Origin of the sequence: Flavihumibacter sp. CACIAM 22H1 (assembly GCF_001601815.1) — a bacterium.
Lineage (GTDB): Bacteria > Bacteroidota > Bacteroidia > Chitinophagales > Chitinophagaceae > Flavihumibacter.
On the sequence record NZ_LUKG01000006.1, the window covers coordinates 81,294 to 89,841 of the forward strand.

Here is an 8,548-nt window from a genome sequence, read left to right on the forward strand (position 1 = left end):
GTGTTGTTGTTTACCAATACAAAAAAAGTATGGCGCTATGAAACCAAAGGCGATTATTACCTGTACGATAGAAAAAACGGGCAACTAAAAAAAACAGGTGCAGGACTACCTCCTTCCAGTCAGCAATTTGCAAAGTTGTCGCCCGATGGTAAAAAGCTGGCTTATGTAAGCGACTACAATCTCTATGTAGAAGATTTAGCAACCGGGCAGGTGCAGCCCCTTACCACCGACGGAACGAGGAAACGTATTAACGGCACCTTCGACTGGGCGTATGAAGAAGAGTTTTTTTGCCGGGATGGGTTTCGCTGGAGCCCCGACAGTAAAAAAATTGCTTTCTGGCAAATCAATGCAGGTGTTACGAGGGATTATCTCCTGCTAAATACAACCGACTCTATTTACCCGAAAGTAATTCCCGTAGAATATCCTGTTGCAGGGGAAAAACCTTCCACTTTCCGGATCGGGGTTATATCCATTGAAAACCGCGAACTGAACTGGATGAAGGTGCAGGACGATCCGGTATGGGGATCCTATCTTCCCCGTATGGAATGGGCGGCCAACTCCACTGAACTGATTATGCAGCACCTGGATCGCAAACAACAGGTTTCCACCATTTACCTGGCCAATGGTACAAGCGGAGACCTGAAGCCTGTTTTTTCAGAAAAGGACAGCGCGTGGATTGATATTCTGCCTGCCTGGGACCAGGACTATACCAACGGCGGCTGGGACTGGATAAAAAACGGGGCCTCTTTTATTTGGGCTTCCGAAAAAGACGGTTGGCGGCATCTCTATTCCATCAGCAGGGACGGAAAAACTGTTCAGCTTATTACCAAAGGTGCTTTTGATGTGATGGATATTGCAGGGATCGATGAAAAAGGGAATTACGTCTACTATATGGCCAGCCCATCCAATGCCACACAGCGTTATCTCTACCGAAGCAAACTCGACGGAAAAGGCGAAGCGGAGCGGGTTACACCAGCGGGGCAGCCAGGTACGCATTATTATGACCTTTCACCGGGTTGCAGGTTTGCGCAACATGATTTTTCCAACCATTATACGCAGCCGGCACAGGAAATAATTCAGTTAAAAAATCACCAGGCAATAGGTGGCAGCCGGCCTATCCAGGAACTGGTAAAAGAAGCCGCTTCTCAATCGGCCCCGGTATCGTTTTTTACGATTCGAACAGGTGATGGAATTGAAATGGATGGCTGGATGGCCAAACCCTCCAATTTTGATTCCTCTAAAAAATATCCCGTTGTTTTTTACGTGTACACAGAACCCTGGGGGCAAACGGCAAAAGATGAATTTGGCGCTGGCTTCAATCATCTTTACAAGGGGAATATGGTGGAAGATGGATACATCTACATAAGTATGGATAACCGCGGTACGCCTCTACCCAAAGGGCGGGCCTGGAGAAAATCAGTGTACCGGAAAATAGGGCTGGTGAATATCCGTGATCAGGCAATGGCTGCAAAAGAGATCCTGAAATGGTCTTTTGTGGATCCGGAAAGAATAGCTGTTTGGGGCTGGAGTGGCGGCGGATCTGCCACCCTCAACCTGCTTTTCCAGTATCCTGAAATTTATAAAACGGGTATTTCTGTAGCGGCAGTAGGCAATCAGCTTACCTATGACAATATTTACCAGGAGCGGTACATGGGCCTTCCGCAGGAGAACTTGCAGGATTTCAAAAACGGGTCTCCAATTACGTATGCAAAAAATCTCCGGGGGCATTTATTGTATATCCATGGTACAGGCGATGATAATGTGCATTACAATAACGCTGAAATGCTGATCAATGAACTTATTAAATACAACCGGCAGTTTCAGTTAATGAGTTATCCCAACCGCTCGCACAGTATATCGGAAGGCGCCGGTACATTTGAACACCTGAGTCAGCTATATACTAACTTTTTGCAAACGCATTGCCCACCGGGTGCCAAATGAATGAAAGCAGGCTGACAGGTAAAACGATTCCTGTGCTCGATGGTTTCAGGGGGCTGGCAATTTTGCTGGTGCTTTGTTATCATTTTGAAATAATCAAGAGTTGGGGGTGGATGGGGGTAGACTTGTTTTTTGTGCTTTCCGGGTTTTTGATTACCCGCTCCCTTTATCCGGCAAACGGGCTTTCTCCTGCATTATACCCATATTACCGCAACCGTATACTACGGATTGTGCCGGCTTGCTTCCTCAGTCTTCTCCTCATTTTTATAGTTGTTCCGCTCGTATGGTCCGGAGCCGATTCTCCTGCTTACCAGATTCTTCGCAAAAACCAGTGGTATTACTGGACGTTCCAAACAGATATCTGGTACGCTTTGGACGGCTTTCCTGCTATGGTATTGTTGTTGCCGCTCTGGTCACTGGGAGTAGAAGCCAAGTTCTACCTGGTATGGCCCTATGTTACAGCGGGTATACGGACTGGTAGGTACGGAGCGCGTTGGTTATACCTGGGGGTGTTAGTGGTAATGGCTATTATTATCAGAAGCTATGCACAAAGTTGGTTGCCGGCATTTGAACAGGTGTATCGCTATGTTTTTTTTCTATGCAGGCTGGATGCGTTTGCTATTGGGGCAGCCCTTTATTTTGTGTTCAGTGAAGGAGGGAGGGGGGTACAAAACAGGTGGTGGGGATTAATTGCCGCGGTTATCTTCCTGTATTTTATGGGGTTGTTTGTATCCGGGAACTGGAATGGCCACTATTCCAGCAACTGGATTATATACCTGGGATTTACCCTGATTGCAACAGGCTGGGCATCGCTGGTACTGCATACGCTGCAGTCTAACGACTTTTGCAACCGGCTATTTCAGGCAAAATGGCTGGCTGCCATGGGAAAATACTCCTATGGGATCTATGTTTTTCATTACCCCATCTGGATATTGGTGCATAGGATTCATCTTCCGGCCTCGCTGCTTCTTATAATTGCCTGCCTGGCTACCTTGTTAATCGGCTATTTAAGTTATCACCTGGTAGAAAAGCCATTTCTCCGGCTGAAGCAATAAAGGACAGTGGGTGCAGGGGAAAGATTGTACATTTAAGCCGCCGCATACCTGTACTTGTAAGCGGGAAATAATTCGATGGAAGCATTTACCGGGATAATGGCTGTTTCGCTTGGAATTGCCCTCAGCGCCTGCTGTGGGTTCCGGGTATTCTTGCCCCTGTTGATTGCCAGTATTGCCATAAAGGCGGGCTGGTTACCGGTTCCGCAGGCAGAAACCTGGATGGGGAGTTGGGCTGCCATTTTAAGTTTTGGAACGGCTTCTGTACTGGAGATAGCCGCTTATTACATTCCTTTTATTGATAATGTGTTAGATACTATAGCCACGCCATTGGCTATTGGTGCAGGTAGTTTATTGGCGGCCGGTTTTTTACCGGTGGCCGATTGGGACCCGATGCTGCGTTGGGGGCTGGGAATTCTAACGGGTGGGGCAGTAGCTGGTACCATTCAGGCAGGAACCAGTGTTTTACGGCTGGTAAGCACTAAAACCACGGCAGGTACCGGAAATGCGCTGGTTGCAACGGGCGAACACCTGGCAGCCGGGCTTGGGTCTATTATGGCCGTTTTTTTACCAATTTTGGTGGCTGTTTTAAGCCTTTGCCTGGTTGTTTATTTGCTCTACCGGCTAATTGTTCGCACCAGGCGCTAAAATAGTTCGAAAAAACTTTTGCAGATTATAAAAGGACCGTTACCTTTGCACTCCCAATTCAATTTTTGGATAATAGGTATGTCACAGCGAATTAGAATCAAATTACAGTCTTACGATCACAATCTGGTAGACAAATCTGCTGAGAAGATCGTTAAAACAGTACGTAGCACGGGAGCAGTAGTAACCGGACCTATTCCTCTGCCTACGCAGAAGAAAATTTTTACCGTATTGCGTTCCCCTCACGTAAACAAGAAAGCCCGTGAGCAATTCCAGCTTTGTACGCACAAGCGTTTGTTGGATATCTATACCTCTTCTTCCCGTACGGTGGATGCGTTGAGTAAGCTCGACCTGCCATCAGGCGTAGAAGTGGAGATCAAGGCATGACGGCCGGCTGTTTAAAGACAGCTCCGAAATAAGCTTAAAAAGCAAACAAGTTCTTATAAATAACTGCCCTAACTCTCAATCTGTTATACAGGGAAAAGAGCGCTGGGGTTGAATGAAAAGGCAAATCTTTAGGAAATCCTTTATCATTCATTAATTAGTAAAAGCAAATATGAACAAGCCGTTCAGGGTTTGTTTACTACTGGTACTTCCAACTAAACGGAAAAGGTCAGTAGCAAACGGGGATTGAAGTCCATCCACCACCATTCCAGCAGGTCTGGAAGTCAGCTGTGTATCAGTTGAGTAGGGTGGATTGTCCTTTTAACCATGCGGCACAAATGGTAACTTAAATGAAAGGAATTATTGGAAAAAAAATTGGGATGACCAGTATCTTCAGTCCCGATGGTAAGCAAACCGCTTGTACCATCATCGAAGCTGGTCCATGTGTCGTTACCCAGGTTAAGACAAAAGAGACCGACGGGTACAATGCACTCCAACTCGCATTCGGCGACAAGAAAGAAAAGCACACTACCAAAGCCGAAGCAAATCACTTCTCCAAGGCACAAACTGCTGCCAAACGTTTTGTTACAGAATTTCGCGATTATTCAATAGAAAAGGCACTTGGTGAAACCATTACTGCTGAAATTTTCACGGAAGGTGAAAAAGTAGATGTGGTAGGTAATACCAAGGGTAAAGGTTTTCAGGGTGTTGTAAAACGCCATGGGTTCAGTGGGGTAGGTGAAGCCTCCCACGGTCAGCACGATCGTCAGCGTGCTCCGGGTTCACTGGGTAACTCTTCTGATGCATCCCGTGTAATGAAGGGAATGCGGATGGCTGGTCGCATGGGTAATGAACGTGTGAAAATGAAAGGCCTTCAAATTCTGAAAGTATTTCCTGAAAAGAATTATATCCTGGTGAGTGGTTCAGTTCCTGGCCACAATGGTTCCATTGTTTTTATCCAGAAGTAACCCAATTAATCTGAAGTACGATGCAAGTAGATGTTTTAAATATACAAGGACAGAAGACCGGAAGAACCATTGAGTTACCGGAAGAGATCTTCGGGATTGAACCGAATGATCACGTAATCTACCTCTCTGTAAAGCAATTTCTGGCTGCTCAGCGCCAGGGTACACATAAGGTAAAGACCCGGATGGAGGTTAAAGGTGCCAGCCGTAAGTTGCACCGTCAAAAAGGTACCGGCGGATCCCGTAAAGGTAATATCCGGAACCCTTTGTATAAAGGTGGTGGTACCATTTTCGGACCTAAACCCCGCGATTACAGTTTTAAACTGAACCGTAAGGTAAAGGACCTGGCCAAGATGTCTGCACTGGCTTATAAAGCAAAAGAAAGTGCCATAGTGGTACTGGAAGACATCAAACTGGATGCTCCTAAAACCAAAACATTCACCGGTGTTCTGAAGGCATTGAATATTACAGGTAAAAAAGCCCTTTATATTTTGCCGGAAGATGGTGAGAACCTGTACCTGAGTGTTCGTAACATTCCTGCTGTGAATGCTACCCTGCTCAGTGATATGAATACCTATGATATTGTAAATGCACAGGTATTGGTTCTGAGTGAAAGTGCTGCCAAAGTATTTACTGAAGCAGAGGTTGAAGAAAACGCTTAATAATTACATTCTAAATAGAAAGAAATGAAACTTTCTGAAGTTTTAATAAAACCGATCCTTACGGAGAAAGCAAATGCCCAGCAGGAAAGTCTGCGTCGTTTTGCATTCAAGGTTGCCAGGAAGGCGAACAAACTGGAAATCAAAAAGGCCATTGAATCCTTTTATGGTGTTACAGTGGTAGACGTAAATACGGCCGTAATTCCTGGTAAGAATAAAACCCGTTTTACCAAAGCAGGATTTATTCAGGGACGTAAATCTGCTTACAAAAAAGCATTGATTACTGTTGCAGAAGGCGAAACCATTGATCTGTACGGTGCAGTGTAAGCAAACCTGGACCCCGAGTGGGATCCCACGGTAAGAAAATTAAATTATTAAAGTAGTGCGACGCTGAAAAGTTCGCAGAAAAAATAAGAAGATGGCATTAAGAAAGTATAAACCAATGACAGCAGGTACGCGCTGGAGAATTGGAAATGCGTACGCTGAAATTACTACCAATGAGCCGGAAAAAAGCCTGGTAGAGAAGAAAGCAGGAACCGGTGGCCGGAATGCCCAGGGACGCAGAAGTATGCGTTACATTGGTGGCGGTCATGCAAAAATGTATCGTCTGGTTGATTTCAAACGGAATAAGAAAGATATCCCGGCAAAAGTTGCCTCTATCGAGTATGATCCGAATCGTACCACTTTTATTGCCCTGTTGAATTATACAGATGGTGAAAAACGTTATATCCTTGCGCCGCAGGGGTTGCAGGTAGGTGCTGAAGTAATCAGCGGTGATGCGGTTGCTCCTGAATTGGGGAATGCTCTGATGTTGAAAAACATGCCGCTTGGTACCGTGGTTCATAATATTGAAATGCAGCCAGGCCAGGGTGGAAAGATTGCACGTAGTGCAGGTACATCTGCCCAGCTGAGCAACAAGGAAGAAAGATACGCTGTATTGAAAATGCCTTCTGGTGAACTGAGAAAAGTATTGATCAACTGTTATGCAACTGTAGGAGTAGCTTCTAACAGTGATCATAACCTGCAGAGTATGGGTAAGGCTGGTAGAAATCGTTGGAAAGGTATTAAGCCGCGTAACCGTGGTGTTGCGATGAACCCCGTTGATCACCCGATGGGTGGTGGTGAAGGTCGTGCATCCGGCGGACATCCGAGAAGCAGAACAGGTAAGTATGCGAAAGGTCTGAAAACCCGTAAGCATAAAGGCTCTGATAAACTGATTATCCAACGCAAGAATGGTAAGAAGTTAGCCAGTAAATAATCTACAATCATCAATCAGCATTCTAAAATTTAGATATGGCTCGTTCAATTAAAAAAGGTCCTTACGTTGACGTAAAACTGGAGCAGAAGGTGATGAATATGACCGAAGGCAAATCCAAAAAAGGAGTTATTAAAACCTGGAGTCGCCGTTCTACTATTACACCTGATTTTGTTGGGCACACTTTTGCGGTGCACAATGGCAACAAATTCATCCCGGTATATGTGACGGAGTTTATGGTTGGTCATAAATTAGGTGAATTTGCGCCTACCCGTAACTTCAAGGGACACTCAAGCAAAAAAATGTAATTAACAAATAGTCCGCCTTTGCATAAGGTACGGCGGGTTACAGAATCTTATAAAAATGGAAGCAGTAGCTAAACTGAGAAATTACCCCACTTCGCCCAGAAAAATGCGTTTATTGGCTGACCTGGTTCGTGGAATGGAAGTAGAAAAGGCGCTGGCGGTATTGGAACACAATGCCAAGCATCCCGCTGTTCCTTTGCGCAAACTGGTAGTAAGTGCCATCAGCAACTGGAAACAGTCTAATGAAGGTGGTGATGAGACCCAATTGGTTGTAAAAACCATTTTTGTTGACGGTGCAAGAACGCTGAAGCGTATGCGTCCGGCTCCGCAGGGTCGTGGTTATCGTGTTCGCAAACGGAGCAATCACGTAACTGTAGTTGTAGATACTAAATAATCAATCGTATAAACTTAATATACCAAACAAATGGGTCAGAAAACAAATCCTATTGGTGCAAGGTTGGGAATCATCCGCGGTTGGGAAAGCAACTGGTTTGGCAGTAAAAAAGACTACTCAACCAAGTTGATTGAGGATCATAAGATCCGGACCTACCTGATGGCGCGTATTAACAAAGGAGGAATCTCTAAAATTGTTATTGAGCGTACCCTTGGCAAGTTGATCATTACTATTCATACTTCCAAGCCTGGTATCATCATAGGAAAAGGTGGTAATGAGGTAGATCGTATCAAGGAAGAATTGAAGAAGCTGACTGGAAAAGATGATGTGCAGATCAATATCCTGGAAATTCGTCGCCCTGAACTGGATGCTAACATCGTAGGTGATACCATCGCTAAACAAATTGAAAACAGGATCAACTACAAACGTGCTATTAAAATGGCCATTGCTTCTGCACTTCGTATGGGTGCTGAAGGAATTAAGGTAAAGGTTAGCGGTCGTTTGGGTGGTGCGGAGATTGCCCGTTCTGAAGAAATCAAACAAGGTCGTACGCCGCTGCATACATTGCGGATGGACATTGATTATGCCAATGTGTTTGCACTGACTGTGTATGGTAAAATTGGTATTAAAGTATGGATCTGTAAAGGAGAAGTACTGGCTAAGCGTGACCTGAATCCGAATATTATTAGCGGAAAAGAAGGCGGACCGATGGGTGATCGCAGAGAAGGCCGTGGCGGTGATGACCGTCGGGGTGGTGGCGATCGCGGTGGAGACAGAAGAGGCGGTGGCGGTGGCCGTGGAGGTGACAGGCGCCGTGGATAAGCGGAATTGAGCGGAGAGATGTAGGTATTGAATTTTAAAGAACATTGACAAATTAATATAAGATGTTACAGCCAAAAAGAACAAAACACAGGAAGATGCAGAAAATGCCTGTAAAAGGCAATGCAAAAC

General features: G+C 45.3%; 11 protein-coding genes. All 11 read left to right on the top strand.

What is annotated here, in order from left to right; genetic code table 11:
* On the top strand, nucleotides 1-1,941 hold a 1,941-nt coding region (locus tag A1D16_RS03340; RefSeq protein WP_290707801.1), incomplete at its 5' end, for a DPP IV N-terminal domain-containing protein.
* The gene (locus A1D16_RS03345; protein WP_290707802.1) at nucleotides 1,938-2,993 is read left to right on the top strand and encodes an acyltransferase; all 1,056 of its coding nucleotides are present in this window, start codon (nucleotides 1,938-1,940) and stop codon (nucleotides 2,991-2,993) included. The genes A1D16_RS03340 and A1D16_RS03345, both read left to right, overlap by 4 nt.
* Nucleotides 2,994-3,068: 75 nt before the next feature.
* On the top strand, nucleotides 3,069-3,638 hold the full coding sequence (locus tag A1D16_RS03350; RefSeq protein ID WP_290707803.1) for a DUF4126 domain-containing protein: 570 nt from the start codon (nucleotides 3,069-3,071) through the stop codon (nucleotides 3,636-3,638).
* A 78-nt stretch (nucleotides 3,639-3,716) separates the two neighbouring features.
* Nucleotides 3,717-4,022, top strand: a complete 306-nt coding sequence (gene rpsJ, locus A1D16_RS03355; RefSeq protein ID WP_039142986.1) for a 30S ribosomal protein S10 — start codon at nucleotides 3,717-3,719, stop codon at nucleotides 4,020-4,022.
* 347 nt (nucleotides 4,023-4,369) lie between these two features.
* Nucleotides 4,370-4,987: a 50S ribosomal protein L3 gene (rplC, locus tag A1D16_RS03360; RefSeq protein ID WP_290707806.1), complete on the top strand. Its 618-nt coding sequence runs from the start codon at nucleotides 4,370-4,372 to the stop codon at nucleotides 4,985-4,987.
* A 20-nt stretch (nucleotides 4,988-5,007) separates the two neighbouring features.
* A complete protein-coding gene (rplD, locus tag A1D16_RS03365) occupies nucleotides 5,008-5,646 on the top strand; it encodes a 50S ribosomal protein L4 (RefSeq protein ID WP_290707807.1) in 639 nt (212 codons plus the stop codon).
* Between the two features lie 24 nt (nucleotides 5,647-5,670).
* The gene (rplW, locus tag A1D16_RS03370) at nucleotides 5,671-5,970 is read left to right on the top strand and encodes a 50S ribosomal protein L23 (RefSeq protein ID WP_290707808.1); all 300 of its coding nucleotides are present in this window, start codon (nucleotides 5,671-5,673) and stop codon (nucleotides 5,968-5,970) included.
* Nucleotides 5,971-6,061: 91 nt separating this feature from the next.
* Complete coding sequence (gene rplB, locus A1D16_RS03375; RefSeq protein ID WP_290707810.1) at nucleotides 6,062-6,901, top strand: 50S ribosomal protein L2; 840 nt, start codon at nucleotides 6,062-6,064, stop codon at nucleotides 6,899-6,901.
* A 35-nt stretch (nucleotides 6,902-6,936) separates the two neighbouring features.
* Entirely contained in the window at nucleotides 6,937-7,206 is a 270-nt protein-coding gene (gene rpsS / locus A1D16_RS03380) for a 30S ribosomal protein S19 (RefSeq protein ID WP_290707811.1), read from the top strand.
* Nucleotides 7,207-7,261: 55 nt separating this feature from the next.
* Nucleotides 7,262-7,597: a 50S ribosomal protein L22 gene (gene rplV / locus A1D16_RS03385; RefSeq protein ID WP_290707812.1), complete on the top strand. Its 336-nt coding sequence runs from the start codon at nucleotides 7,262-7,264 to the stop codon at nucleotides 7,595-7,597.
* Between the two features lie 30 nt (nucleotides 7,598-7,627).
* Nucleotides 7,628-8,419, top strand: coding sequence for a 30S ribosomal protein S3 (gene rpsC, locus A1D16_RS03390; protein WP_366206381.1), 792 nt, complete (start codon nucleotides 7,628-7,630; stop codon nucleotides 8,417-8,419).
* Nucleotides 8,420-8,548: the final 129 nt, after the last annotated feature.